24 protein-coding genes and 1 pseudogene are annotated in these 24,601 nt (G+C 64.6%); 22 read left to right on the top strand and 3 right to left on the bottom strand.

All coding sequences use genetic code 11. From position 1 onward, the window contains the following. Window positions 1-981: a polyprenyl synthetase family protein gene (locus tag ACXJKC_RS05645; protein WP_456696145.1), complete on the top strand. Its 981-nt coding sequence runs from the start codon at window positions 1-3 to the stop codon at window positions 979-981. A 100-nt stretch (window positions 982-1,081) separates the two neighbouring features. Here the strand turns inward: ACXJKC_RS05645 and rarD are convergent, their stop codons facing one another. After that, window positions 1,082-1,984, bottom strand: a complete 903-nt coding sequence (gene rarD, locus ACXJKC_RS05640) for an EamA family transporter RarD (RefSeq protein WP_456695704.1) — start codon at window positions 1,982-1,984, stop codon at window positions 1,082-1,084. Window positions 1,985-2,031: 47 nt separating this feature from the next. Here rarD and ACXJKC_RS05635 point away from each other — a divergent pair, with 47 nt between their 5' ends. Beyond that, entirely contained in the window at window positions 2,032-2,628 is a 597-nt protein-coding gene (locus tag ACXJKC_RS05635) for a class I SAM-dependent methyltransferase (RefSeq protein WP_456695703.1), read from the top strand. Between the two features lie 9 nt (window positions 2,629-2,637). Here the strand turns inward: ACXJKC_RS05635 and ACXJKC_RS05630 are convergent, their stop codons facing one another. Continuing rightward, on the bottom strand, window positions 2,638-2,805 hold the full coding sequence (locus tag ACXJKC_RS05630) for a hypothetical protein (protein WP_456695702.1): 168 nt from the start codon (window positions 2,803-2,805) through the stop codon (window positions 2,638-2,640). Between the two features lie 441 nt (window positions 2,806-3,246). On the opposite strand from ACXJKC_RS05630, the gene ACXJKC_RS05625 reads away from it, so the two are divergent. The 15 genes and pseudogenes from ACXJKC_RS05625 to ACXJKC_RS05555 all read left to right on the top strand — a co-directional run bounded on the left by ACXJKC_RS05625 (window position 3,247) and on the right by ACXJKC_RS05555 (window position 17,163). Continuing rightward, window positions 3,247-3,615: an NADH-quinone oxidoreductase subunit A gene (locus tag ACXJKC_RS05625; protein ID WP_456695701.1), complete on the top strand. Its 369-nt coding sequence runs from the start codon at window positions 3,247-3,249 to the stop codon at window positions 3,613-3,615. Next, window positions 3,603-4,190 (top strand): NADH-quinone oxidoreductase subunit B, encoded by a 588-nt coding sequence (locus ACXJKC_RS05620; protein WP_456695700.1) that lies wholly within the window; start codon window positions 3,603-3,605, stop codon window positions 4,188-4,190. Before ACXJKC_RS05625 ends, ACXJKC_RS05620 begins: the two co-directional genes overlap by 13 nt. Then, the gene (locus tag ACXJKC_RS05615) at window positions 4,187-4,819 is read left to right on the top strand and encodes an NADH-quinone oxidoreductase subunit C (protein ID WP_456695699.1); all 633 of its coding nucleotides are present in this window, start codon (window positions 4,187-4,189) and stop codon (window positions 4,817-4,819) included. Before ACXJKC_RS05620 ends, ACXJKC_RS05615 begins: the two co-directional genes overlap by 4 nt. Then, the gene (locus ACXJKC_RS05610) at window positions 4,812-5,780 is read left to right on the top strand and encodes a complex I subunit 1/NuoH family protein (protein ID WP_456695698.1); all 969 of its coding nucleotides are present in this window, start codon (window positions 4,812-4,814) and stop codon (window positions 5,778-5,780) included. Before ACXJKC_RS05615 ends, ACXJKC_RS05610 begins: the two co-directional genes overlap by 8 nt. 122 nt (window positions 5,781-5,902) lie before the next feature. Beyond that, window positions 5,903-6,127 (top strand): annotated as a pseudogene (locus ACXJKC_RS05605) (4Fe-4S binding protein); the annotation flags it as partial. Window positions 6,128-6,294: 167 nt separating this feature from the next. Beyond that, window positions 6,295-6,795, top strand: coding sequence for an NADH-quinone oxidoreductase subunit J family protein (locus ACXJKC_RS05600; protein ID WP_456695697.1), 501 nt, complete (start codon window positions 6,295-6,297; stop codon window positions 6,793-6,795). Next, entirely contained in the window at window positions 6,795-7,094 is a 300-nt protein-coding gene (gene nuoK, locus ACXJKC_RS05595; RefSeq protein WP_456695696.1) for an NADH-quinone oxidoreductase subunit NuoK, read from the top strand. Before ACXJKC_RS05600 ends, nuoK begins: the two co-directional genes overlap by 1 nt. Further along, complete coding sequence (locus ACXJKC_RS05590) at window positions 7,091-8,806, top strand: NADH-quinone oxidoreductase subunit 5 family protein (protein WP_456695695.1); 1,716 nt, start codon at window positions 7,091-7,093, stop codon at window positions 8,804-8,806. The genes nuoK and ACXJKC_RS05590 overlap by 4 nt, the downstream gene beginning before the upstream one ends. After that, complete coding sequence (locus tag ACXJKC_RS05585) at window positions 8,803-10,236, top strand: complex I subunit 4 family protein (protein WP_456695694.1); 1,434 nt, start codon at window positions 8,803-8,805, stop codon at window positions 10,234-10,236. The genes ACXJKC_RS05590 and ACXJKC_RS05585 overlap by 4 nt, the downstream gene beginning before the upstream one ends. Further along, window positions 10,233-11,636 carry an NADH-quinone oxidoreductase subunit N gene (locus ACXJKC_RS05580; RefSeq protein WP_456695693.1) on the top strand — a complete coding sequence of 468 codons (1,404 nt, stop codon included), beginning with the start codon at window positions 10,233-10,235 and terminating at the stop codon, window positions 11,634-11,636. Before ACXJKC_RS05585 ends, ACXJKC_RS05580 begins: the two co-directional genes overlap by 4 nt. Window positions 11,637-11,807: 171 nt before the next feature. Next, window positions 11,808-12,800, top strand: a complete 993-nt coding sequence (locus ACXJKC_RS05575; RefSeq protein ID WP_456695692.1) for a sugar ABC transporter substrate-binding protein — start codon at window positions 11,808-11,810, stop codon at window positions 12,798-12,800. A 1-nt stretch (window position 12,801) separates the two neighbouring features. Continuing rightward, a complete protein-coding gene (locus ACXJKC_RS05570; RefSeq protein ID WP_456695691.1) occupies window positions 12,802-14,331 on the top strand; it encodes a sugar ABC transporter ATP-binding protein in 1,530 nt (509 codons plus the stop codon). 1 nt (window position 14,332) lies between these two features. Continuing rightward, entirely contained in the window at window positions 14,333-15,328 is a 996-nt protein-coding gene (locus ACXJKC_RS05565) for an ABC transporter permease (protein ID WP_456695690.1), read from the top strand. A gap of 126 nt (window positions 15,329-15,454) precedes the next feature. After that, window positions 15,455-16,384: an alpha/beta hydrolase gene (locus ACXJKC_RS05560; RefSeq protein ID WP_456695689.1), complete on the top strand. Its 930-nt coding sequence runs from the start codon at window positions 15,455-15,457 to the stop codon at window positions 16,382-16,384. Further along, window positions 16,381-17,163 (top strand): SDR family NAD(P)-dependent oxidoreductase, encoded by a 783-nt coding sequence (locus tag ACXJKC_RS05555; protein WP_456695688.1) that lies wholly within the window; start codon window positions 16,381-16,383, stop codon window positions 17,161-17,163. The genes ACXJKC_RS05560 and ACXJKC_RS05555 overlap by 4 nt, the downstream gene beginning before the upstream one ends. 14 nt (window positions 17,164-17,177) lie before the next feature. On the opposite strand, the gene ACXJKC_RS05550 is transcribed toward ACXJKC_RS05555, so the two are convergent. Then, window positions 17,178-17,909 (bottom strand): FadR/GntR family transcriptional regulator, encoded by a 732-nt coding sequence (locus ACXJKC_RS05550; RefSeq protein WP_456695687.1) that lies wholly within the window; start codon window positions 17,907-17,909, stop codon window positions 17,178-17,180. Between the two features lie 165 nt (window positions 17,910-18,074). Between ACXJKC_RS05550 and ACXJKC_RS05545 the strand changes: the two genes are divergently transcribed. The 5 genes from ACXJKC_RS05545 to ACXJKC_RS05525 all read left to right on the top strand — a co-directional run bounded on the left by ACXJKC_RS05545 (window position 18,075) and on the right by ACXJKC_RS05525 (window position 24,598). Next, the gene (locus ACXJKC_RS05545) at window positions 18,075-19,598 is read left to right on the top strand and encodes an AMP-binding protein (RefSeq protein WP_456695686.1); all 1,524 of its coding nucleotides are present in this window, start codon (window positions 18,075-18,077) and stop codon (window positions 19,596-19,598) included. 93 nt (window positions 19,599-19,691) lie between these two features. Further along, window positions 19,692-20,405: an SDR family NAD(P)-dependent oxidoreductase gene (locus ACXJKC_RS05540; protein WP_456695685.1), complete on the top strand. Its 714-nt coding sequence runs from the start codon at window positions 19,692-19,694 to the stop codon at window positions 20,403-20,405. After that, window positions 20,399-21,667: a DUF1116 domain-containing protein gene (locus ACXJKC_RS05535; RefSeq protein ID WP_456695684.1), complete on the top strand. Its 1,269-nt coding sequence runs from the start codon at window positions 20,399-20,401 to the stop codon at window positions 21,665-21,667. The genes ACXJKC_RS05540 and ACXJKC_RS05535 overlap by 7 nt, the downstream gene beginning before the upstream one ends. Then, the gene (locus ACXJKC_RS05530; protein WP_456695683.1) at window positions 21,664-23,037 is read left to right on the top strand and encodes a glutamine synthetase family protein; all 1,374 of its coding nucleotides are present in this window, start codon (window positions 21,664-21,666) and stop codon (window positions 23,035-23,037) included. Before ACXJKC_RS05535 ends, ACXJKC_RS05530 begins: the two co-directional genes overlap by 4 nt. 79 nt (window positions 23,038-23,116) lie before the next feature. Further along, the gene (locus tag ACXJKC_RS05525) at window positions 23,117-24,598 is read left to right on the top strand and encodes a flavin-containing monooxygenase (RefSeq protein ID WP_456695682.1); all 1,482 of its coding nucleotides are present in this window, start codon (window positions 23,117-23,119) and stop codon (window positions 24,596-24,598) included. Window positions 24,599-24,601: the final 3 nt, after the last annotated feature.

The raw sequence follows: 24,601 nt of genomic DNA, 5'->3' as shown, positions 1-24,601 counted from the left end.
CTGGGTGTCCCGTTCAACGACGCTGCGCTCGAACAGCGCGTGCAAGACGGCGTCGAAGAGGTGGAGCGTCAGCTAGCGGCCGCTGTCGACAGCCCCGATCAGCTCGTCGCGGAGGCCGCGGCGCACCTGTTGAACGCGGGCGGCAAGCGGTTCCGCCCCCTGCTGACGATGTTGTGTGCCGAGTTCGGTGACGCGACGAGCCCCGATGTCGCGCGCTCGGCGGTCGTCGTCGAGCTGACTCACCTGGCGACGCTGTATCACGATGACGTCATGGACGAGGCCGATGTACGACGCGGGGCTCCGAGCGCCAACTCGCGCTGGGGCAATTCAGTCGCGATCCTGGTCGGCGACTACCTGTTCGCGCAGGCGTCCGACCTGGTCGCCGACCTCGGTACCGACGCGGTACGCATCCAGGCACGCACGTTCTCGCGGCTCGTGCAGGGGCAGATTCGCGAGACGATCGGTCCGGCCGGCGATGAAGACGCGCTGGCGCACTACCTGGCGGTTGTCGCCGACAAGACCGGCTCGCTGATCGCGACCGCCGCGTTGTTCGGAGCCAAGATGGCTGGTGCCACGGCCGAGATCCAGGCGACGTTGACCGAGTTCGGCGAACGGATCGGTGCCGCCTTCCAGCTGGCTGACGACATCATCGACATCGCCAGCGAGACCGGAGATTCGGGCAAGACACCCGGAACTGATCTGCGTGAAGGCGTACCGACGCTGCCGACTCTGATCGCTTTACGCTCGACCCGTCCCGAGGACGAGCGATTGCGTGATCTGTTGTCGCGCCCGCTGACCGACGACGCCGAACATGCCGAAGCCATGGCGCTTCTACGCGTGCATCCCGCTCTCGATGAAGCCCGGTCGTATGTTCAGGCCGAGGCCGACGCCGCGAGCGTCCTGCTGGCCAAGCTGCCGGACTCGCCGGCACGCGAAGCGCTGCAGATGCTCTGCGATACCGTCGCCACCCGCCTCGGCTAAGGGCGCACGGCTCCTTCGTCGCCGCTCCAGCGGCTCGTACCTCACCGCTGCCGGGCTTCGCCCGGGCGCCTGCCTCGCTTCGCTCGGCCCATGGTCACCTTTAGATTGGTGCGGGTTCCAGTGCCGCGTTGCGGCGGTGGTTGCGGAGGGCGTCGACGGTGAAGATCACGAGGGCTGTCCAGACCAGGACGAAGCCGACCCATCGGGCCGATGTCATGGACTCGTCGAAGATCGTCAGACCTGTGATGAACTGGATCACCGGGCCGAGATACTGCAGCACGCCGATCGAGGTGAGCGAAAGCCTCGTCGCCGCGGCGCTGAACAGCAGTAGCGGAATCGCGGTGACGATGCCGGTGCCGATCAGCAAGGTGGCATTGGCCGGTCCGTGATGACCGAACACCAAATCGTCGTGTACCTGCAGGAATATCAGGAACGCCACCGCGAGGGGGAACAGGATCGCGGTCTCCATTCCCAAGCCCTCGAAGGCGCCCAGGTCCGCGGTCTTCTTGAGGAATCCATAGGCCGCGAAGCTGAATGCCACAAGCAGTGCGATCCAGGGCAGCCGGCCGTAGTCGACGGTCAGGACGACGACGGCGACCGTGCCGATCACGACCGCGCTCCACTGGGCCGGTCGGAGCTTCTCCTTGAGCACGAACACCGCGAGCAGGACTGTGACAAGCGGATTGATGAAGTAGCCCAGCGAGGTCTCGATGACATGCCCGGTCGTCACCCCGTAGATGAATCCACCCCAGTTGAGCGCCATCACAACTGACGCTGCGGACAGGATCAGCATGAGCCGGCGATCGACCGCTATCGCAGCCATGGCGCCCCACTTGCCTGCCACGGTGACCAGGACCAGGACCAGGATCATCGACCACACGACCCGGTGGGCCAAGATCTCCAACGGCCCCGCCGGGTCGAGCAGCGGCCAGTACAACGGGAAGAAGCCCCAGCACAGATACGCGCCGATGCCATAGGCAACGCCTCGCCTGGAGTTGTCCATTCGCCGAGCGTACGTCAGCGTGAGGGGCCATGGGGGACGATGGGCGTATGCCCGATCGCCCACGCTGGTTCACCGACACCAAGGACGACCACTCGAACTGGTACGTCGAACGTTTCCGCACCCTCGCTGCCGAGGGCGCCGACCTGGCCGGTGAGGCCCGACTGATCGATGCGATCGCGTCTCCCGCCTCGCGCATCCTCGACGCCGGATGCGGTCCGGGCCGGATCGGTGCGGTCCTGCACCATCGTGGCCACACCGTTGTCGGCGTCGACGTCGACCCGGTGCTGATTGAGGCCGCCGAGGCGGATCATCCCGGACCGCGGTGGGTCGTGAGTGACCTGACTGCGCTGGACCTCGACGCCATCGGCGAGGAGCCCTTCGACCTTGCGGTCATGGCCGGCAACGTGTTGCTGTTCGTCGCGCCCGGCACGGAGCAGGACGTACTCGGCTCGCTGCGACGGGTCGTCAAGCCCGGTGGCCGGATTGTCACGGGATTCGCAACGGATCGCGAGTATGCGCTGGAGGCGTTCGATGCCGACGTCGCCGGGGCCGGGCTGGTGCTGGAACAGCGCTTCGCGACCTGGGACCTGGAGCCGTGGAGCGAGGACGCCGACTTCGCGGTGTCGTTCCTGCGCGTGCCGTAGACGTTGGGTTCAGCGCGCGTACTGAGCGGGTACTTCGTCTTCCCACGGCAGCGCCATTGCCGCGAGTTCCAGCATGTCTTCGTCGGCATCCTCCTCGGCAAGGCGTGCTGCCTTGACCGAGAGTCGCGCAAACCTAATGCGCTCGTCGAGTGACAACAGGTATTTACGTTCTGCCATTCGGTCACCTCGTGTTCTTGGCTGTTCGTCATCGTAGCTCTAGGTGAGAGACGCTGCGAGCAATTTGCCTGACGAATGACCGGTCTTCTCGCTGCAGGATCTCTGACACCAAAAGTGCTTCGAGCACGACCAGTCCGGTCTCTCGTTTGGGGCTGTCTCGGGAATGAGAATGGTCGACTGCCCCCACGCATCATTCGCATCGTCTCCTCGCGTCGACGCCAGCGATCAAGCCGGTCATCTGACTGCCTCGCACGTCGGTGGCCGAGATACGCGCCCGCGAACACCAAGAGCGGCGAGGCAAGCGCGATGGCAAGGATCATGCTTTGACGATAGGGACAAACAAGCCCCAGTTCGAGATCGATCCGCGATCTGTGGACAACACAGACTGTGTGCCGGAAGCCGGTTCATCCGCGAAGCCATTCAGCGCCCTAGAGTGGGTCCATGCGCCCCTACCTGGATGACTACGCCGCTGTCGGCGTCATCATCCTCGTCGGCGGACTTCTCGCGTTCGCGATGCTGGGCGTCAACCGGCTGCTGCGCCCCCGGGTCCCGTCGCGCGAGAAGGGGTTGACCTACGAGTCCGGCGTCGATCCCGTCGGTGAAGGTTGGTCGCAGTCGCATGTGCGCTATTACGTGTACGCGTTCTTGTACGTCATCTTCGCGGTCGACGCGGTGTTCCTGTTCCCGTGGGCCGTGGTGCTTGAGGAGATCGGCCGGGCCGCGGCGGTCGAGATGGGCATCTTCGTCGGTGTGCTGGTCGTCGGGCTCGCCTACGCCTGGCGCAAAGGGGTGCTGTCATGGACGTCGTAGGTACCGGACCGGTCAATCTGCCGATGCCGGCCTTCGCGCCGCCGGAACTGGGCGTGGCCTCGCAGATTGCGCCGAAACCGGCTCGCTATCTGCTCAACTGGGGTCGCAAATACTCGCTGTGGGTCTTCAACTTCGGGCTCGCCTGCTGCGCGATCGAGTTCATCGCGACCTCGATGTCACGCCATGACTTCATCCGCCTGGGCGTCATCCCGTTTGCTCCGGGTCCGCGGCAGGCGGATCTGATGGTCGTTTCGGGCACTGTGACCGACAAGATGGCTCCGGCCATCAAGCGGCTGTACGACCAGATGCCCGAGCCCAAATACGTCATCAGTTTCGGCTCGTGCGCCAACTCCGGCGGTCCCTACTGGGATTCGTACTCGGTCACGAAGGGCGTCGATCAGATCATTCCGGTCGATGTCTACGTGCCGGGCTGCCCACCGCGTCCAGAGGCTCTGCTCAACGGCATCGTGACGCTGCAGGACAAGATCGCCGGTGAGAACCTGGCCGAGCGCTACAACCGTTCGACGACCTCGCTGCTGTCGCCGCGCATCCCGCCTCCGGCGGTCGACGAGTGAGCATCGAGCAGAACCCGTTCGGTCCGCCGCATCGGGTTGTCGATGCTGCCGACTGGCACGATGCCGTTGTAGGGCTGAAGGCCGACGGATACACGTACTTCGATTGGCTCTCGGCCGTCGACGAACACCCTGAAGGATTCCGGCTAGTGCTGCATGTGGCTCGGCTGGCACCGCTGGATCACTTGCTGTTGGTGACGTATGTCGACCGACAGGCGGCGAATGTCGCCTCGATCGCCGACATCTTCGCCGGTGCCGCCTGGCACGAGCGCGAGACGCACGAGATGTTCGGAATCAGCTTCACGGCGGACTCGACTGCGATCGAGCTGGAACCCCTGTTGCTGCCGGACGGATTCGAAGGGCACCCGCTGCGCAAGGAGTTCGTCCTCGCGTCGCGGGTCGCCAAGCCATGGCCGGGCGGTAAGGAACCGGGCGAGAGCGATGCCGATTCGACGCATTCGCCGAGCCGTCGTCGGATCAAGCCGCCCGGGGTACCCGACGACTGGTTGCAGCCGCGCCCTCCGCCGGTTGAGGAGCGAGGTACGAGCGTCTCGAAACCAGCGGATTCCCAGGGTGGTTTCCAGGCTGCGCTTCGCTCCGCACCTCAATCACCGGAGGTGCAGGATGAGTGAGTTCGTGGACGCGCTACTGCGCTGCCTGGTCGTGCTCGTCGCGTTCTTGACCCTGCCCTTGCTGGTCGGGCAGATGGAGCACAAGACCATGGCCCACATGCAGGGACGGGTCGGGCCCATGGCCGCCGGTGGCTTCCACGGCTGGGCCCAGCTCGTCGCCGACGGGGTCAAGTTCATGCAGAAGGAGAGCATCACGCCGGTCGCTGCCGATCGTCGCGTCTTCGAGCTCGCGCCGGCTGTCGCGCTGGTGCCCTATCTCGTGGCGATGCTCGCGATCCCGCTCGGGCCCTTCTTCGGTCAGGGCAATCTGATCGGCCAAGACCTCGACCTCGGTCTGTTCTTCGTCCTCGCTGCGATGAGCGTCGGGGTGCTGGGCACTCTGATGGGCGGTCTCGGAAGCGGCAACAAGTACTCCTATCTCGGCGGTATGCGAGTCGCCGCGCAGCTCATGTCATATGAACTGCCCATGGTGCTCGCCGCCGCCAGTGTCGCGATGGCGGCCGGCACCTTGTCTTTGGTCGGCATCGCCGATGCCTGGGAACCGTGGTGGCTGCTCGTGCAGCTTCCGGGACTCATCGTGTTCTTCGTCGCTGGACTGGCGGAGCTGCAACGTCCGCCATTCGATGCGCCGCTGGCCGATGCCGAGCTGGTGATGGGGCCGTTGACCGAGTACGGCGGGATGCGGTTCGCGATGTTCCTGTTGGCCGAGTACGCCGGGATCGTCGTGCTCGCGGCGCTGACCGCGGTGCTCTTCCTCGGCGGCTGGTCCGGCCCATGGTCGGATCAGTTCGGTTGGGCCTGGACGCTGCTCAAGATCGTGGGAATCTCGTTCCTGGTCATCTGGGCGCGGGTCGCCTACCCGCGACTGCGTGAAGACCAAGTCAACGCACTGGCCTGGAAAGTGCTCGTGCCGATCGGTCTCGCCCAACTCGTCCTGACGACATGTGTGGTTGTGGCATGAACATATTCGGATCCGGCCTCCTCCAAGGTCTTCGCGTCACGTGGAAGAACCTGACGCGCCGCACCGTGACGGCGCACTATCCCGACGTCGAACCGGTGCTGCCGCCGCGCAGCCGGGGAGTCATCGCCTTGCAGGAGGAGAACTGCACCTCGTGCATGCTGTGCGCGCGGGAGTGCCCCTCATGGTGTATCACGATCGATTCGCACAAGGAGATCATCCCCGCGACGACAGAGGGCGGCCGCGACCGCAGTCAGAACGTCCTCGATCGATTCGATATCGACTACTCGATCTGCATGTACTGCTCGATCTGCATCGAGGTGTGCCCGTTCGATGCGCTGCACTGGTCGCCGGAGTTCGCATACGCCGAAGGAGACCTCAAAGACCTCACGCACGATATGAACCGGTTGCGCGAGTGGATGGACACTGTGCCGCCGCCGCAGGCTCTGGATCCGGGAGCTGATCAGGGCAAGGAGCTGGATGCCTTCCGGCAGGCCCAGCAGCTGGAGGACGGCACATGAGCCTCACTGAATTCGTGTTTCTCGTCTTCGCCGTGATCGCGGCCGGTTCGGCATTGCTGTCGATGACGGCAGGCCAGCTCGTGCATTCCGCGCTGTGGCTCGTCGTGACGCTGGGCGCTGTCGCGGGCTGCTTCGTGCTGATGACCGCCGAGTTCGTCGCCTGGGTTCAGGTGCTGGTCTATGTCGGTTCGATCGTCGTGCTCGTGATCTTCGCGCTGATGCTGACCCGACAGCCGTCGAGCGGTAGGTCGGCCGAGGTGACTGGCAATCGCTGGCTCGCTGCGGGGTTGGGCCTCGTCGCAGCGATCGGTCTGGGCGCCACGATGATCGCCGGATTCCGCGGCGAGCGTATCGAAGGCCATCGGTTCGGCACCGCCGGATCGATCGGCGAAGCACTGTTCAACGACTGGGTGCTGCCGTTCGAGATCCTCAGCGGCGTGCTGCTTGCGGCTCTGGTCGGCGCGATCGTCATCTCCCGGTCAGGATCCGACCGCTGATGCCACTGCTCTACCCGCTGTTGCTCGCCGCTGCCCTGTTCGGCATCGGCCTCTATGGAGTGCTGGCTCGACGTAATGCCGTGCTGATGCTGCTGGGCGTCGAATTGATGCTGAACGCGGTCAACCTCAACCTGGTCGCCTTCGATGCGTGGTTCGCCGATGAACTGCATTCGGGGCAGGTGCTGACGCTGTTCACGATCGCGTTGGCCGCTGCCGAGATCGGCCTCGGATTGGCGATCATCCTGGCGTTGTTCCGGGCCTTCCGGACCGTCGACGTCGACGAGGTGGGCGCCGAATGACCAAGCGCTGGATATACGTCGCGTTGACTGCCGCGCTGGCCCTGGCCGCGGCGATCTGGGCGATTCCAACTGCATTCGAAGGTGACGGCTACTCCGGTTCCTATGTGAGTATCGGGCAGCCCGATGCTGCTCCGCCGTTCCCGTCGCTGTCACCAGATCTCTCGCTGCTGCCGTTCTCGGCCCAGATCGTCCTGCTCGCGGTCGGCGTCGGTCTTCTGGTGCAGATCTACTCGACGGCCTACCTCGGCCACCATCCGCGCTATCGCTCGTACGCGCTGATCATCATCGTGTTCCTGGTCGCGATGATCGCGGTCGTCGGCACGACCAATCTGTGGGTTCTCCTGGTCGGCTGGGAGGTCATGGGCCTGTGCTCGTACCTCCTGATCGGCCACGAGTGGGAGACCGGCGAAGCACGAGCCGGGGCCGCGAAGGCGTTCCTGATCACCCGTATCGCCGATCTCGGGCTGCTGCTCGCGATTCTGGTCATCGGCCAGACCTACGGCACGTACGACATCGTGGGCGCCCAGCTCGCGATGCTGGACGATCCTCAGAGCTCGACCGTCATCGGTCTGCTGATCCTGGTCGCGGTGGTGGGCAAGTCCGCGCAGTTCCCGCTGCACACCTGGCTGCCTGACGCGATGCCCGGGCCGACCCCGATCACGGCGCTGATCCACGCTGCCACGATGGTTGCAGCAGGCGTCTACCTGGCCGCACGACTGTTCCAGTTCTACGCCGACTCGGCAGTCGTGATGACCGCGATGGCGGTCATCGCCGCGATCACGATGTTGCTGGGTGCGCTGTTCGCGCTCGTGCAGACCGACCTGAAACGGGCACTGGCCTGGTCGACGGTCAGCCAGCTGGCGTTGATGTTCGCCGCGATCGCGGCCAGCGATCCAGGATCGGGCCTCGACCACCTGATCTCGCACGGCGTCTTCAAGGCGTTGCTGTTCCTGGGCTGTGGCTGTCTGATGCATGCGGTCGGCTCGAGCGCCTTGTCGGCGATGGGCGGGCTGCGCAGTTCGATGCCGGCAACGTTCTGGAGCATGACGATCGGCTTCGCGGCGTTGGCCGGAGTGGTTCCGACCGTCGGCTTCTTCACGAAGGATTCGGTACTCCACGGCATCCATGCCGCGACGGACGGCGAGAGTGTGCTTGCGGCCGGAACAGCCTGGGCGTTGCTGCTCATCGCGCTCGTGACCTCCTTCGTCACGGCGGCATATGCGACCCGATTGTGGCTGAAGGCATTCTTCGGCCAAACTCCTGAGGCGGCTGCAGGACACGAGGCGCCGCGCGCCATGATCGGCCCGGTCGTGCTGCTGGCCGCGGCGACGTTCGCGCTGTCGATCGGCCAGCCCTTCCACCTCGGAATCGGTCTGCTCAGCACCGCGATCGCGCTGGCCGGTGCCGGTCTCGTCGTGGCCGCCTGGCGCAAGGGATCGCAGCTTGACTGGTCCACGCGTCCGTTGGCGGCCGAACTCGAACTCGACCGCCCGTTCAGCAATTGGATGCCGCGGTCGGCCGGGGCTATCGCGCGGCTCGTCGTCGAGCTCGATCGAGATGCCGTAGCGGTCTACCCGCGTTCGTCAGGTGCTGCGGCCGGGCTCGGCTCGCAGGCCCTCGAACTCGTCCAGTCGCGCAATGTGCAGCGGTACGCCACGATCATCGCGGTCGGCGTCATCGTGCTCGTCGGTGCCGGGGTGATCTGGTCATGATCGTCGCGGCTCTCACAGTTCCCTTCGTGGTCGGCGTCTTGTTGATGGCGTTGCGGACCAAGATCCCCGGGCGAAGCGCTGCCTGGATCGGCGCAGCAGCGATGACTGTCTCGTTGGGGTTGTATGCGTTGGTGTGGGAGGGACGCGCTGGATCCACCGGTGAAGGCATCTCCGGCGAGGTCGACACCACCTGGATAGAACCGATCGGCGCCCGCCTGCACCTCGGCGTCACGGCGATCTCGTGGCCGTTCCTGCTGATGACCGCCGTGGTCGGGCTGCTGTGCTGTTTGTGGCTCGTCGCCGATGACACGACGCCGACCCTGGTCGGTCTGGTGCTGGTCATCAGCGCAGCGTCGCTCGGCGTGTTCAGTTCACTCGACCTGCTGGTGTTCTTCCTGTTCTTCGAGCTCGCGCTGATCCCGATGTGGTTCGTCATTGCGTCGGGAGCCGAGGCCAGACGGGCGGCCACGACGTTCTTGCTGTTCACGGTCGGTGGTTCGGCATTGTTGCTGGTAGGCATCGTGATCATCGGGCTCGACGGCGGTTCGTTGCAGGTCGCCGACGCAACCACCGGTTCGCTCGCCGCCGCGGTGCTGGTGTGCCTCGGTTTCGCGGTCAAGACCCCGCTCGTCCCGCTGCACACCTGGCTACCCGACGCCCACAGCAAGGCGCCGACCGTGGGTTCGGTGCTGCTCGCGGCGGTTTTCCTCAAGCTGGGCACATACGGCCTGATCTACTTCGCCCCGCTGCTAGGCCGATTTGACGACGTCGCACCGTACCTGGCGATCGCGGGCGGCATCGGCATCATCTGGTCGGGCTTCGCCTGCTATGCGCAAGACGATCTCAAACGACTCATCGCGTACTCCAGCATCGGCCACATGGGATTTGTCGCGATCGCGATCTCGACCCAGTCACCGGTCGGCATCGCGGCCGCGGTGTTCGGTTCGATCGCCCACGGACTCGTGACCGGGATGTTGTTCTTCGTCGCGGGTTCGCTCAAGGATCGGTTCGGCACGGCGTCGATGGCGCATATCGGGCGGGGACTCTACGGACGTACTCCGTGGCTGGCCGTGACCTTCGTGTTCGCCGCCGTCGCGAGTCTCGGACTGCCGGGGCTTGCGGGCTTCTGGGGTGAGGTGCTGTCGCTGCGCGCTGCCTACGAGATCGGCGATGTGTTGACCAAACCGGTCGCGTGGACCGCCCTCGGTCTGGCCGTGGTCGGCATCGCGTTGACGACGGCGTACTGCATCCGGGCGATCCGGTTGATCGCGCAGGGGGAGCCGGCGCCCCAGGAAGTGGATCGCGATCTCGGACGGCGTGAGGTGCTGGTGCTGGCTGCGTTGGCGATCGGCGTGCTGGTCCTGGGCCTCGTTCCGGGTCTGCTGCTCGACCTCTACCTGCCCTCCGAGTTCGTGGAGATCGCGCGATGAACATCCCCATCGACTGGAGCACCGTCGCGCCTGCGGTCATCGTGCTCGCCGGCGCGCTGATCGGACTTCTGGTCGACGCGTTCTACCCACGGCGTACGTGGAACGGTTCGGCGATCCCGTCCTGTGCCGCGCTCGCGGCCGCCGGGGCAGTCGCGCTGCACTATCGAGACGATCTCGGTCGTTTCTCGTTCGCTCTCACGGCGATCGTGATCGTCGGGACATCGTTCGTCCTGGTCGCGTCGATCGTGATGAACTTCGAGACCGCCATGCCGCCGGGGGAGTATCACTTCCTGGTCATGAGTGCTGCTGCCGGAGCTCTCATGATGGTCGTCGCCCGCGATCTGGCGACGCTGGTGGTCGCGCTGGAGTTGCTGAGCCTGCCGTCGATCGCGCTGGTCGGCCTGCGGCAGGGCGACAAACGCGCGATCCGGTCGGCCTGGACCTTCTTCCTCGCGTCGGTCGTCTCGACCGCGATCACCCTGATGGGCATCTCGCTGTTGTACGGCGTGACCGGCTCGATGGACTATGCCGAGATTCGCGATGCCCTGGCTCGTCCCGAAGTACCGCAGAGCGTGGTTTCCGTCGCGGTGCTGCTGACCTTGATCGGACTGCTGTTCAAACTCGGCGCGGTGCCCTTCCACGTGTGGATCCCCGACGCCTACACGGGCGCCTCGGTCATGGTGGCCGCATTCTTGTCGACGATCTCCAAGGCCGCGGCGCTCGGGGCGATGTTGATACTGGTGGCCGTCGCATTCCCCTTCGCCCACGAGACGTGGCAACCGATGTTCGCGGTGGTGGCTGCGGTGACGATGACGATCGGCAATCTGGGGGCACTGCGGCAAGCCGACGCGATCGGCATGCTGGCCTGGTCGTCCGTCGCCCAGGCCGGATTCCTCCTGGCACCGGCGACCGCGCTGCTGACGCTCGAAGGTCTGACGGCTCCGGTGCAGTATCTCGCGGTGTACGCCGTGGCCAATCTGGTCGCATTCGCGGCGCTGTCGGTCATGCTACGGCTGCGCGGCAGCACTCGGTTCGATGAACTCAAGGGCATGGTCCGCACAGATCCGTGGATGGGCATCCCACTGGCTTTCGCGACATTGACGTTGGCCGGTTTCCCTCCGGCGGTGATCGGTCTGGTGACCAAGTACGTCGTGATCCGCCCGGTCATTGACGCCGGTTACACCTGGCTCGCGGTCGTCATGGGCGTCAACATCATGTTGGGCCTGGCGTACTACGTGAAGTTCATCGTCGTCTTGTGCGACCGCCCTGACGGCGAGCCGTATTTCAGTCCTTCTCCGCCGGTCTCGGTCAGGATCGCCAAGACGACGGTGCTGCTCGGCACGGCCGCGCTCATCGCGTTCAGCGTTTGGCCCGAGCTGGTCCTCACGAACCTGCCTTAGCCCAGCGGAAGGTCTCTTACAAGCCGGCGCAGTGCCGGGTGTGTCATCGAGTGCATAGTCGGCCGATCAGAGTTACGTCGTTCTACCGATACCGGTGTTCCGGGGTGCTGTCTAGCGTCTGAGACGGACCGGCTTCCCTCGCCGGAGACCGACGAACCCCGAGGAGACACGATGCGTAGCAAAGCTCTGTTCCGAAGCGTGGTGGTGGCCGGCTTGGCCGCTTCCAGTGGCCTGCTCGCTGCCTGCAGCCAGGACGATACGGCCTCCGCAGGCTGCGAGGAGAACTACACGATCGGTTTCAGCCACCCGGTGGGCGAAGCAGCCGCGCCCAAGGCGATCAAGCGGATGGCCGCCGACTATGCCAAGGAGAAGGGCTGCATCACCTTCCTCCTCGACAACACCACTGCGAGCAATCTGGAGAGTCAGCGGGCCACGGTCGAGGGCTGGATCACCCAGAAGGTCGACGCAATCTTGCTCTTCCCGGTCGATCCCGCAGCATTTACGAACCTTCAGTCGCAGGCACAGGACCAAGGCATCAAGTGGCTCACCTACGCGTCGCCCATGGGTGGCGAGGACGGCGGTGTCGGCTTCGACAGCGAACAGGCCGGCACCTTGATCGCCGACGATATGTCGGCCTGGGTCGCCAAGCGGTATCCGGATGGTGATGTCTCCGCGGCGGTCACGACGTTTAAGGCGCTGACCACGATCACGGGTCGATGGGAGAAGCCCCAGGCCGTGCTGAAGGAGCTCGGTGTCCCGGTCGTCTCCACCCAGGACTGCGCCGACCAGACCTGTGGTCTGCAGATAGCCGAAGACGCGCTTCGGGAGAATCAGGATCTGCGGATTTTCATCGGCCTCAACGACGACGCGGCACTCGGTGCCCAGAAAGCCTTCGAGAATGCCGGGCTGAGCGCCGAAGATGTCTACATCTCAGGTTCAGACGGCGCGCCCGAGGCGCTCGAGAACGTCAAGAGCCCTGGCAAGGGCGCTTTCCGGACCACCGCTGCGCTCGAAGTGCAGTCCTTGTCCCAGGACGTCGTCAACGTGTCACTGGCCGCGATCACCGGCGAAGGTGAGACCAGCACGTTGACTCCGGCGGTGCTGGCCAAGACCGGCGACGATGCGACGATCGACAAGCTGCTCGCACAGATCAACGGCGGCTGACGTGACCGCGGTGGACGGTGCCGACGGGCTGGCGATCGCGGGACTGCACAAGTCCTTCGATGCCAATCACGTACTCAAAGGCATCGACGTGACGTTCGCCTTCGGGGAGGTGCACGCGCTCCTGGGTGCTAACGGTGCGGGCAAGTCGACTCTGCTCGGCTGCCTCAGCGGTGCGGTCCACCCCGATCGGGTCGACATCCGCCTGGGCGGGCAGTCGTATCACGGCTTCACGCCGAGGAAGGCATTCGAGGCCGGGATCGCGATCATCTACCAGCACTTCCAGCTGATCGGTCCGCTCACGGTGGCCGACAACATCTTTCTCGGCCGTGAGCTGCGGTCCGCCGGCGGACGGGTCGACCGTTCCCGGCAGGAAGCTGAAGCAGGAGCCGTGCTCGCCGAGCTCGGACTCGCCCTGGACCCTCGGACGACCGTCGAGACCTTGAGCGTCGGGGCCCAGCAGATGGTCGAGATCGCCCGAGCGGTTCGGCTCGACACGCGTGTGCTGATCCTCGATGAACCGACGGCTGCGCTGGGGGCCTACGAGGTCGAGGCCCTCCTCGTCCTCGTGCGACGGTTGGCAGCGCGCGGGATCGCGGTCGTCTACGTCACTCATCTGTTGGCCGAGGTGCTTCAAATCGCGGACAAGGCGACCGTGCTTCGCGACGGTCGGGTGCTCTGGACCAGGCCACGGCCCGAACTGACGGTGCCCGACCTGGTCCAGGCGATCTCGCCGGACGCGGTCACCGGCCGACGCAGGAGCCAGCGGGAGGCCTCCGGGACCGTCGCGGCGGTTCTCGACTCCGTGGCCACGGGGTTCACCGGTCCGCTGGACCTGAGCATCGAGGCAGGTGAAGTGGTCGGGTTGTTCGGTCTTCTCGGCTCGGGACGGACCGACCTGCTCGAGGCGCTGGCCGGCGTCCGGACCCTGCAGGACGGTTCGGTTCGCATCCGAGACGCGCAGGTACACCCCGGGTCACCCCGGGCGGCGCAACGATCCGGCATCGCTCTGGCCGCCTCGGACCGCAAGGCCCAGTCGCTCTTCGGCACCATGACCGCTCTGGAGAACATGCTGATGCCGCATCTGAGCCGGCTCGCCCGGACAGATCGCGGTGGTGCGCGTGACCGGCGTCGCGAGACCGAGGTCTTCAGCACGATGGCCGAGAGCGTCGGCCTGGTGCCGGCCCTGCCTGGCCAGCCGGCCGACGGATTCTCGGGTGGGAACGCGCAGAAGATCGCGGTGGCCCGTTGGACCTGCGGGCTCGGTGACACCACATTTCTGCTGTTGGACGAGCCGACGCAAGGAGTCGATATCGGTGCCCGTCACGACCTTTATGCGTTGATTCGCTCGTGGGCCGCTCGCGCCGGGGCGGCCGTGCTTTTCGCGACCAGCGATCCCGAGGAAGTGCTCGCCCTCGCAGACCGTGTCGTGGTCCTGGTCGAGGGACGGGTCACGTACCTCGGCCCCGCCGATCTGGACGAGGCAGAGCTCGTCGCACATGCCCAGCCCCGCACGACTGAGAGGAGCGCTTGACATGAGCGTCGAAACCCCTGAACTCCTGACTCCCGCCCCGTCGAGACAGCGACGCGGTCGCTCCCGGACCGGGGGCATCCTCGAATGGGTCATGCCCGCCGCGACGGTCTTGCTGATGGGCTACTTCTCGCTGGTCACCTCCAACTTCTTGACGTTCGACAATCTGGCTGCGGTGCTGACTCAGAACGCGGCCGTCTTCATCGTCGCGGCCGCTGCGGGGATGCTGTTGATGGCCGGATATGCCGACCTGTCCGTCGGCTCGATGCTCGCTCTCGCCGGAGTCTCGGCGGGACTCGCGTTCACCCATCGCGGTGTCATTGCCGGCATCGTCGTCGGACTTCTGGTCGGTGTCGTGGTCGGCCTGGTCAACGGGGTGCTGATCGGTGTCTTCGAGATGTCACCGATCGTGGTGACCCTCGGTGGATTGGCCGCATGGCGGGCGCTCGCGCAGTACCTCGCGCCGGATTCGGTCTTCGGCTTCCCGGCTGCTGTCGGCGATTTCGCAATCGGCAAGTTCCTCGGGCTTACCTGGATCGCCTGGATCGCGATCGTCATCTGCTTCGTGACGGTCCTGGTGATGGCGCTGCTGCCGATCGGTCGACATATCCAGGCGATCGGGGTCAACCCTCGAGCTGCGTTCCTGGTCGGCATCCGGGTCAAGGGTGCTGTGCTCGCGTTGTACGCCGTCGTCGGTGCTGCTGTGGGAGTGGCTGCGCTGCTTCAGATCGCCCGGCTCGACAGTGCCCCATCGGGCACCCTCGGGGTCGGATTCGAGGTCACGGTGCTGACTGCGGTCCTCCTCGGCGGGGTCCCGTTCACCGGAGGGCGCGGCAATATCTGGCGTGTTCTCGTGGGGGTCTGGCTGATCGCCATCTTGAAGAACGGGCTGACCCTCCTCAACTACGGACCCGAGGTGGCCGGAATGGTCACCGGCGCGGTCCTCGTGCTTGCCGCCGCGCTGGAAGCGATCGCGGTCGCCTCCCGTCGTCGGTCCTGAATCCCACTTCGCCACACCCACATGAAGGAGTTCTCTGTCTGGCCATGGGCAGCCAACTCCTATATATTGGTCTAAAGACTCAGCCAAAAGATCTTGGCTGTGAACAAGAACGTAGAGGAGCGCCTCATGCCTATGCACCCTGTGGCCCAACAGCTGATGGACGATGCTGTAGCAAGCGATCAGCCGAACTGTCATCTTCTGCCTCTCGACGTTGCCCGAGCGAACTTCGAGACCAACTTCGCGGCGCTGCCCGTCGAAGAGGTCCACAAGGTGTTCGACCTCGTGGCTGAGGCATCTGACATCGGAGTCCCCCTTCGGGTCTATCGCCCGAGTGATGCAGGCGTGCTCCCGGTCGTGGTTTACATCCACGGGGGCGGATGGCAGATGGGCAGTATCGACTCGCATGAGGGGATCTGTCGCGCTCTGGCCAACTCGACCGGAGCGGCAGTCGTCAGCATCGGGTATCGCAGGCCGCCCGAGAGTCCGTTCCCCGCTGCGCCGATGGACTGCTTCGCGGCCCTGCTCTGGGTGGCCGAGAACGCCAGTCGGCTGGGCATGGACCCGGAGCGCATCGCATTGGCCGGTGACAGCGCCGGAGGCAACCTCGCCGCCGCGGTCACGCTCCTCTCTCGCGATGGAGAGGGCCCGAAGATCGCCTGCCAGATCTTGATCTATCCCGCGACGACCTTCGACCTCGACCTTGGTTTCGACACGGAGTTCGAGGGCGTGGTGCTGATGCGCGATGAGATTGAGTGGCACCGCGGTGCCTACTTCGACGATCCCGCCGACGCAGAGTCCCCCCTGGCCTCACCGCTGGGTGCAACCTTGCACAACCTGCCCCCGGCACTGGTGATCACGGCCGAATATGACCCTTTGCACCGTCAGGGGGAGCTCTATCACGAAGCTCTTATCGCAGCCCGCGTCAATTCGACGTTGCGGCCGTTCGACGGAATGATCCATGGTTTCGCGCAATTCCCGACGCTCTTCGAAGACGCTGGAGTCGCGATCTCCGAGATCAGCAGCTTCGTCGCCAAGCACCTAGGGTCAGCGAAATGAGCCATTTCGGTGGACGGACGGCGATCGTAACCGGGGCCGGGGGAGGAATCGGTCTGCGAATTGCCAACGACCTCATGCACCAGGGCGCCCGAGTAATCGCGACTGACATCCGCCTGCAGCGGCCAGATGGCCTGGAGGCTCAGGACTACGTGTCCGGTGACGTGACTGATGAGGGCGTCGTTGCGGCAGTGGTCGACCACGCCGTCGACCAGTCCGTCGACGGCAACATCGACATGCTCGTCAATGCGGCCGGGGTAGCGTGGTTCGCCGAGGATGGACTCGCCACCCCTCCCATGCTCGACGGCTCGATCGTGGAGATCGATCCCGCAGCGTGGCGCCGTGTGTTGGACATCAACCTCACCGGCCCGATGCTCATGGCCCGCGCGACTCTTCCGGTGATGAAGCGACACGGTCGAGGGTCGATGGTCCACATCGCGAGCATCGCCGGCCTCCGGACGGCCGACGGCGCGCTCGACGCCTATCAGGTGTCAAAAGCCGGACTGATCAGCCTGTCTCGCGCGATCGCCGCGCAGCACGGCCCCTCCGGTATCCGATCGAACACCGTATGCCCGGGCGCGGTCCTGACACCCATGATCGCAGGGATCTACGAGCGTGATCCCGAGCGAGCGACATCCATGGCGAGCCGCGTGCCGCTCAAGCGCATCGGATCTCCCGGCGACATCGCTGCAGCAGCAACCTACCTGCTGTCCGACGAGGCGTCGTTCGTGACAGGCATCGACCTAGTCATAGACGGCGGCTGGTTGACCAATATGGGCTGACTGAACCTTCGGGATCAGCGCCTGAGCCAAGACTCGATCGTCTGCCGGGTCGAGCTGATGTGGGCGGTCATGGTGTCGGCAGCGCGGTCGCCGTCCTTGTCTCTGATGGCCGCGAGGATCTCGCCGTGATGGTCGTTGGCGTTCTCCTCGATGTGGCCGAAGATCGCCCCTACTGGCAACCACATCTTGCGACGCCCGTCATCGACCGCTCGCGCAAGCTCCTCATTGCCAGAAGCTTGCGCGATGCCCAGGTGGAAGGCTGAGTCGAGCAGTCTGAACTCTGTGATGAGTTCGGTTGATGGCTCGGCACGCGCGGTCTCGATCGTCTCAGTCATTCGGCTGACCAATTCGGACAGCTTCGGTAGGTCCGCGGCGCGCCGACGCTCCGCCGCGAGCTTCGCCGCACCCGACTCCACGATCATGCGGAAGTCAAAGGCGTGACGAACCGCCACGCGATCCTTGCGAAGTTGGCGGCGCGCCTCGACGGGGTCGTATTTCGGTTCCAGCACGAGAAATCCACCGCCTCGCCCACGACGGACCGACAGGCGTCCCTCATGTTCGAGGATCGCAACAGCCGCACGCACAGTGGTGCGCGAGACATCGAGCATCTCAGCCAGGTCTCGCTCGGGTGGCAAGCGATCTCCCGGCCGAAACTGACCGTGATCAAGCGAGCGACGGATCTGGTCGAGGACGAGCTCATGCGCGGCGATCTGCTTGATCGGCTCGAGTCCTGCGGATTTCGGCACGGTTGTCTCCTTAATGCCGTAAAGGCTACTGCAATGTACCGATTGTGGGTGTGGTGCCGCTCCGGTGCGCCGTGAGCCAATAAGGACTACAGGTCTTGTTTTTAGACCTTATCGCGTTTAGGCTCGTCGGACGAGCACGATGACGCCACGTCACACGGAGAAGCCATGAGATACCCGCTTACGATCAAGGACTACTTGTACCGGGCCGAGGAGGTATTTGCGGAGCGCACGGGGATTGTTGACGAGCCCGATCAGCCGGCCGAGCCCTGGAAGCCTGTTTCGTACGCAGAGCTTGGACGTCTGGCCCGCTCCCAGGCGGCGACGCTTGACGAGTTGAATGTCCCGGTAGGTGGGCGTGTAGCGGTGGTGTCACAGAACTCGGCTCGGTTGCTCGCATCCTTCTACGGCGTCAGCGGATACGGGCGGGTGTTGGTGCCCATCAACTTTCGGCTGACTGCCGACGAGATCAAGTACATCGTCGAGCACAGCGGGGCCGAGGTGCTCCTTGTCGATCCGTCGGTCCGTGGTGTGCTCGACACGATCGATGTCCCCCATGCGTTCGTCATCGGTGAGGACGACGGACGGATGTGGTCGAACCCGAATACACCGGTCGAGTGGACTGGCGACGAGGACGCAACGGCGACCATCAATTACACGTCGGGCACCACTGCTCGTCCCAAGGGAGTCCAACTGACGCACCGGAACCTGTGGCTCAACGCCACTGTGTTCGGCTGGCACGCTCAGGTCAACGAAGACGATGTCTACCTGCACACCCTGCCGATGTTCCATGCGAACGGATGGGGCATGCCCTACGCGATCACCGGCATGGGTGGGAAGCATGTAGTGCTTCGGCAGGTTGACGGAGCGGAAATTCTTCGCCGAGTCAACGAACATGGGGTCACGTTCATGTGCGCCGCGCCAGCCGTCTTGGCGGCAGTGTTGGAGGCCGCGCCGAACTGGGTGGGACAGATTCCCGGTCGAGATCGCGTTCGCGTCGTCGTTGCTGGGGCGCCTCCGCCCACTCGGATGATCGAACGCATTCGTTCGGAGCTGGGATGGGAGTTCATTCAGATCTACGGACTTACCGAGACGTCCCCGTTTCTCACGATGTCGCGGATGCGTCGCGAATGGCGTGATCTGTCATCAGAGGAGCAGGCCGGACTCCTGGCTCAGGCCGGGGCACCGGCGATCGGCGTTCGGATCGAGACCGACAAGACGGGGGAGGTTGTGGTCGCCAGCAACCACAACCTCAAGGGCTATTGGAGGAACGAAGAGGAGACCGCGCGTGCGCAGGCCGGCGACCGGTTCCATACCGGTGACGGTGGCCTGATTCGCGACGGCTATCTGACGATTCTTGACCGCAAGAAGGACGTCATTGTGAGTGGTGGCGAGAACGTGTCCTCCATCGAGGTCGAGGACGCGCTGTCGAGTCATGCCGCGGTGAAGGAGGCCGCCGTCATTGGCGTTCCCGATGAGAAGTGGGGCGAACTGGTCATCGCGCTCGTTGTGAAGGACGGTGATGTCTCGGAGCAGGAGTTGATCGAGCACTGTCGCGGGCGCCTCGCGGGATACAAGTGCCCCAAGCGGATCGAGTTCCGCGATTCGCTTGCCAGAACGGCGACCGGGAAGCTCCAAAAGTTCAAGCTCCGCGAGTCGTACTGGGGTGCGGGTCAACGGCAGGTGAACTGACCGGAGGCCGGTCCTCTGGGAGCTGTCGCGCTCCGCACATTGGTCCTTAGAACCAGTCAATCAATCTTTAAACAACCATCAAAGGTGGAAAAAGTGAGCGGAAAAGTCATCGTGACCGGCGGCGTCGGGGTTATTGGACGAGCGATTTGCGACCGACTCGCGGCCAGCGGCTACGAGCCCGTCGCGGCGGATTTGCGCGGAGCGGCGGAAGCAGGTGAGCCGCTCAAGCACGAGTTCGTCCCGTTGGACGTCAGCGATGCTTCGTCGGTGAGGACCGTCGTCGAGGGGATCGTCGGCAGTGGCTCTCTTGCTGGACTCGTCAACTGCGCGGGGGTTCTGAGAGATTCATTCCTGGGCGAGCTCGACGAGGCGAAGCTCGAGATCATGTTCCAGGTCAATATCGCTGGAATGGCCCGCATGGTCGACGCGGCGGCGCCGCATATCGTAGACAACGGGTCGATCGTCAACATCGGCTCGTTGACCGGGCACTTCGGCAGATTTACCGGCGCATCGGTCTACGGGGCGACCAAGGCCGGCATCGCGGCGTATACCCGCTATCTCGCTTCGGAGCTCGCGCCTCGGGGCATACGCGTCAACAACGTCGCACCGGGCGTGATCCGTGCTCCGATGGGTCCGTCGATGGCACGGGTGTCCGGCGGCGAAGAGATCTCGGCCCAGTACGCCATGCTCAAGCGCATCGGCGAGCCGGATGAGGTTGCCGAGGTGGTCGAGTTCTTCATCTCCGGCCGATCGTCCTTCGTCACAGGCCAGACGCTCCTCGTCGACGGCGGTGTCGTCGCATGGTGACCTCCACCGAGGTGCGGCCCGACGACCGGGTCTCCGCAGCCAACGAGGAGTCGTTCGCGCGACTCAATGCGGCAGACCCATGGGTCGTGGACGTGCGTACGGCGCGTGAGGTCATCCCCGGGTACGAGGACAACCTCGTCCTGACGTCAGGTGCTCCGATGGATTGGCCGGACTATGTCGGCGGACAGCGCGAGGCGCTCATCGGCGGAGCGCTGTTCGAGGGGCTGGCCGTGACCCGCGAGGAGGCGATCGCCGGCTTCGAGAGTGGCGCGATCCGGATCGGCGCCTGCCACGACTACGGCGCCGTGGGATCGTTGGCGGGCATCTACACCGCGTCGATGCCGGTCTTCGTGGTCGAGAACCGCGAGCACGGCAACGTCGGCTTCTGCAACTTCTACGAGGGCAAGGAGCCCCGACGCCTCAACTACGGATGCTACGACCAGGGCGTCCACGACCGACTGTTGCACGTCAACACGGTGCTGGCGCCGGTCGTCGGCGAAGCCATTCGACGTTCCGGCGGCATCGCCCTCAAGCCTCTCATCGCGCGAGCCCTTCGCATGGGCGACGAGGTCCACAGCCGCAATGCGGCAGCCTCGCTGTTGTTCAACCGGGAGATCCTTCCGGCGGTCCTCGCGATGGTGCAGGAAGGGCATCCGGGCGTCGCGGACGCGATGGTGCACCTCTCGGAGAACGACTATTTCTTCCTGCGACTCTCGATGGCTGCGGCGAAGGCCTCGGCTGATGCGATGGTCGTGCCGGGGTCGACCCTCGTGTCGGCGATGGCCTTCAGCTGTCGCGGGTTCGCGATCAAGGTGGCGGGCCTCGGCGATCAGTGGTTCGAGGGTCCGCCTCCGATCCACGAGGGCAAGCTGTTCGCGGGGCACACCGAGGACGAGATCACCTGGATGGGTGGGGAGTCTCCCATCACCGAGACGGTCGGACTCGGTGGGTTCGCGCAAGCGTGCGCCTTGTCGCTGCAGGACTACCAGGGCGGCTCTGCAGACATCATGATCGAGCGCAACCGCCAGATGTACCAGATCACGCACGGCGACAGCACGACGTATCGGATTCCGCTCTTCGACTTCCGGGGCACGCCTACTGCGGTCGATGTCCGCAAGGTCCTGGAAACCGGTGTCCTGCCCGTCATGGACGTGGGGCTGGCCGGTCGAGATGGCGGACAGATCGGCGCCGGCATCATCCGGGCGCCGCGTGAGTGCTTCGAGCTGGCGCTTGAGGCCTTCACGACGGGGGAGTCGTCGTGAGCTCGGATGCCGGTCTCCTGACCCGGGACGAGTACGAGCAACTCGTCGCCGAGGGGCAGATCGACACGGTCATCTGCGCGACGCCCGACATGCACGGTCGCCTGATGGGGAAGCGTTTGACGACCGCGGGGTTTTCGAGTCTGGGCCTATCGGGGGAGGGCATCGCTGCCAGCAGCTATCTGTTCACCTCGGACATCGACATGACGCCGATGAACCTGCCGATCGCCAACGAGGACAACGGATGGCCGGACTTTCACTTGGTTCCTGACCTGGCGACGTTCCGGCGGGTGCCGTGGGAGTCGAACGCGGCCTTGGTGCTGTGTGACGCACGATCGGTCCAGACCGGCGCCCTCATGGAGGTTGCTCCTCGTTCGATTCTGCGCAGACAGCTAGCGCGTGCCCGCGAGCTGGACCTGGCGTTCAAGTTCGCGTCGGAGCTCGAGTTCTACCTCGCCACCGTCGAACCGGCCGCGGCTCATGCTTCGGGCTATCGGGACCTGCCGATGTCCTCCCAGTACCGCGGCGACTACCAGATCCTGCAGAGCAGCCGCGACGAGTGGTTCATCCACCAGATCCGCACGCTGATGCCGCAGTTCGGCATCCCGATCGAGTCGTCCAAGGTCGAGTGGGGTCTCGGCCAGCAGGAGATCACTCTCGACTACTGCGATGCCCTCCAGATGGCCGATCGCCACGTGCTGTTCAAGCACGGGATCAAGGAGCTGGCGCAGAGGAACTCCTTGACGGCGACCTTCATGGCCAAGCCGTCGATGGACGATGCCGGTTCCTCCTGTCACCTGCACACCAGCTTGTGGTCCGCAGACGGGAGCACCCCGCTGGACTGGTCGGATGGCGGCATGTCGGACGTCTTCGGATCGTACGTCTCTGGTCAACTGGCGCACACGCTCGATGTCGGGCTCATGTATGCACCGACGATCAACTCGTACAAGAGATACGTGCCCGACCAGTTTGCCGGCACGGCGCTCGTCGTAGGACACGACAACCGCACCTGTGCGTTCAGGTTGGTTGGCGAGGGGGACTCCTATCGGTTAGAGAACCGGATCCCCGGCGCCGACACCAACCCCTATCTGGCGTACGCGGGCACCATCGCCGCGGGGCTGGCGGGCATCACCGCCGGTGTCGGCGAACCGCGGATCTACACGGGCAATGCCTACCGCGACGGCTCGTTGCCGTTGATGCCGTCGAGCCTGCACGAGTCGCTGGCCCATTTCGCCGATAGCAAGATCGCCCTGGACGCATTCGGGCCCGAAGTGCACGAGCACCTCCGCGGATTCTATGCCAACGAGCTGCGCAGCTTCGATTCCGAGACGGTGACGGACTGGGAACGACAGCGCTACTACGACCGGATCTGATGCGAACCTCATGGATCTCTTGACAGACGCCTTAAAGGTCGAAAGACTGGACCTAATAACCACAACGGATGGAAGATCAATGAAGTCATCGAGTACCCCCGTCGCGGCAGGCCCGCACGACGTCGCTGTCATTGGTGCCGGATTCAGTGGCATCGCGGCCGCGACCGAACTCGTCAGGCAGGGCATCAACGACTTCGTCATCTTCGAGCGTTCTGAGGACATCGGCGGTACCTGGATGGTGAACCGCTACCCCGGCGCAGAGGTCGACCTCGAGTCACACATCTATTCCTTCTCGTTCGAGCCTCACGACTGGACTCGCACTCACGCCGATTGGCGCGAGTTGCTGGCCTATCTCCAGGGTGTGGCCAAGAAGTGGGATCTCTACGAGCGCACTCGTCTGAGCACGAAGGTCGAATCGGTCACGTGGTCGGACGAGACGCAGACGTACACGATCGTCACGGGCGACGGCGAGGTGTGGGGGCCCTTCAAGGCCGTCATCTCCGCAGTGGGATTCCTCAACACCCCGCTCATCCCGCCGTTCGCTCGCGGTGAAACGCCCTTCGAAGGCGACATCTGCCACACATCCACGTGGCGCGACGGACTGACGCTGGAGGGCAAGAACATCGGTGTTCTCGGTACCGGTTCCTCGGCCGTTCAGGTTGTCACGGAGGCCGAGCGCCAAGGAAAGTCGGTCAAGGTCTTCCAGATCGAGCCGAACTGGATCCTGCCGAAGGAGGCTCGTGACTTCACACCGGCCGAGCGTCGGTGGAACAAGCTGAAGCCTGTGTACTTCTTCAGGCGCTACCGCCTTTATGTCAACTATGACGTGCGGCAATGGAGGGCAAGTCACGCCAGAGTAGGCGGTTACGTCAACCGCAAGCGCCAAAAGCGCGTCGAGGCGTTCCTGGAGCAGTCGGTTATCTCGCGGCCAGATCTGAAGGCGCTGCTGACCCCGAAGTTCTCGGTTGAGGCACGACGCACCGTCGTGAGTGATACCTATTACCCCAGCATCTTGAGTCCGAAGGTCGAGTTGGTGCCCCACGCTGTGGCCGATGTGACGCCGACCGGAGTTGTCGACGCACAGGGGGTGAAGCATGATCTCGACATGATCGTCCTCGCGACAGGCTTCGATGCTGCGAACTTCATCAGCACGTACACAGTTCGCGGAGAGCGTGGCGCTGACCTACGCGACCAGTGGACAGACGGCGCCGAGGCGCTCTACGGGCTGATGACCCCGAACTTCCCGAACTTCTTCATGATGTTTGGCCCCAACACCAGCGGTCTTCCGCTCGTGACGTACTACGAAGCGCAGGCGAAGTTCGCGGCGAAGCTAGCCAAGAAGCTTGTCAGGGGGCAGGCGCGCCGGGTCAGCGTTCGACGGTCGGTGCACGACCTCTACAACCGGCGTCTTCAGGCTCGCTTGGCCAAGACGGTGTGGACCGAAGTGCCGAGCTACTTCCACGCTGACAGCGGCAAGATCATCAGCCAGTGGGCCTTCAGCCCGACCGCCTACCTGCTCGGCGTGAAGTTCGCGCGTCGCTTCGGCGTGAAGGTCGACTGACGA

The sequence above is a fragment of the Aeromicrobium sp. P5_D10 genome (assembly GCF_054049535.1).
Note: the sequence above shows the minus strand (reverse complement) of the source record. Positions and strands in the feature narration are given on the sequence as shown.